Consider the following 2,268-nt stretch of genomic DNA (forward strand, 5'->3'; position numbering starts at 1 on the left):
CGGCTGTCATCTTACCGGGTAATGGTGGCGGAACGGGCGGTGCTCCGGCTGGAGAGAATATCGGCCTTTGGCTACTTGATAACGGTGGCAGTGACTACCATGCAGTTGTCTTTTATGGTGATGCGAATTATATCGTAGGGCATACTGCAAACTCGGAATCCGATCCGGTTTATGGTGTGCTACCAACTTCTGCAGAGCATGGCACATATACATGGGACCCAACAAGCGGTGTTTTTGAACCAAATAAAGTTGGCGAAAGTGACGGTGATGGAGGGCTTGATAATGCCATTGGCGAGATGACCATGGTGATCGATGGCGATGTATTAACGTTCGATGATGATATAGGCCCGGATGAGCTTGTGCGAGGATACTCTGATACGAACCCACTAATTGGTGCCTGGCAGATACCTGAGCCGGGTAATATGAATATTCTGGTTTTTGTGGATGAAACTCGCTACATCATTATGCATACCAACAACGGAGAAGAGCATGATGTTGGTGTGATAGTGCCAACTTCAGCAGAGCACGGAACTTATACCTGGGATCAGGAAACAGGAGATTTCTCTGTTTCCGTGCTGGGTCAAAGCGACGGTGAGGGCGGTTTATCTCATCCTTCAGGTCTCGGTTGGAGCATGTCTTTAAATGGAGACGCGCTTAGCCTAGATGATGGTGAAGGTTCCTTTGTACTTCAGCGTGTGGGCGCAGATCCATTTGCTGCGGCAAGCAATAATGGAGTGGACTTCTCGGACTCTGCAACTCTGACGCAAGGACAAGAGCTGGGAGTTCTGGGTTCTGGTCTCTTAAGAGAATGGTATGACGATGGCACTTCGACAGAGTATGAAGAATATTATGTATTTGACAGCTCAGGTAATACTGGACGATTCGTCTGGAGGCATGATGACGAAAGTGCTGGAACAACAGATACAGGTGATGAGGCAACAACTTGGTTGGTAGATAGCTCAGGTAATCTTGAAATTACTATTGCTGGTTTATCTGAAGTACATGACGTGGCATTAGCTGATTTTAGTGACTTGTTCAGGCCCGAAATTGTCGTCAAAAAGGACGGTATGATGGAAGGACCTACGCGTGCCGAGCTAATGGTGACTCAGTCTACCTTAGCCTCAGAAGTGCCTAGCCCTGTTGATTTGACGGCTGAGAGTGATTTATTGGGTACCTACTTTTTTGAACATAACCTAAGTGAGCAAATGATTTTTGCTAGCGGGGGCGTATTTTCAGAAGTATGGGATGGAGGTTCTGAGACAGGTTTAAGCTGGTCGCTCGATACTTCAACAGATGAAATCTTGATATGTTTTGAGGGCGGCGGTACATCAACTGTTGATTGCCCGGATAGTTCACTCGATTATGTTTATGTTGAATCAGTAACAGACGACACATCAAATGCAGATGATAACTCAGAAACAACAGAAGTATGGGGGTTCGCTGGCTGGTGGCAAGTTGATGCATCGACCGGATTAGGTTCCTTCTTCCGGGATAAAGCATTTAAACAGCCCTTACCTTAAAATGAAGTAAAAAAAGCCAGGTCAGCGACCTGGCTTTTTCGTATCTATACCTTCCGGCCAGACGATAGGCCTACTAAAGGCATTTACCCAGACTCTAACTAAATGGTCATCTAGGTGTTATTGACCTGTAAAACCTTAAAGCTATTATGGATAGTTCGTTTAAATAGTTATTAAGGGGGCCTTTGTGTCTGATAAAAAGAGCCAGAATCGTTTTTGGTTGATGCCGTTTGTAGCGATCATGCTACTGCTTAGTCAAATGAGTTTTGCAGCGGATCTTTGGGAAAAAGGGCGCCACTATAAAGAATTGCCTTACCCGGTAAAAACCGCAGACCCTTCTAAAATAGAAATACTAGAGCTATTTTGGTATGGCTGCCCGCATTGTTACGAATTTAACAATGACCACTTACCTGAGTGGGAGAAAAGCTTGGCGGATGATGTAGATTTCCGTTTAATGCCAGCAACCTTCCCTGGTTGGGTAGAGCATGCAAAAGCTTATTACGCAGCTGAGTTCCTGGGTGTGTACAAAGAGATGCACCAGTACTTATTCGATAAGATCGTATCGAACCCTAAGAAGTATAAAGACGTAGACGACATAAAAGTTTTGTTTATGGATAAAGGCATAAAGTCTGAAGACTTTGATAAGGTATTTGAGGCCAGTGGGTTTAGAAAGATTTCCAAGATAGATGAGGCGATCAAAAAAGCTCAAGACAAGATCAAGAAGTTGCGTATTACAGGTGTACCGGCTTTG

The 2,268-nt window shown here is 44.9% G+C and carries 2 protein-coding genes; both read left to right on the plus strand.

The window, feature by feature from the left end:
• Positions 1 to 1,520 (plus strand): hypothetical protein (locus tag A3761_RS27840; RefSeq protein ID WP_197473091.1); only part of this gene is annotated, 1,520 nt, incomplete at its 5' end.
• A 184-nt stretch (positions 1,521 to 1,704) separates the two neighbouring features.
• Positions 1,705 to 2,268 (plus strand): thiol:disulfide interchange protein DsbA/DsbL (locus A3761_RS17435; protein WP_068750593.1); only part of this gene is annotated, 564 nt, incomplete at its 3' end.

This window comes from Oleiphilus sp. HI0123, assembly GCF_001635315.1.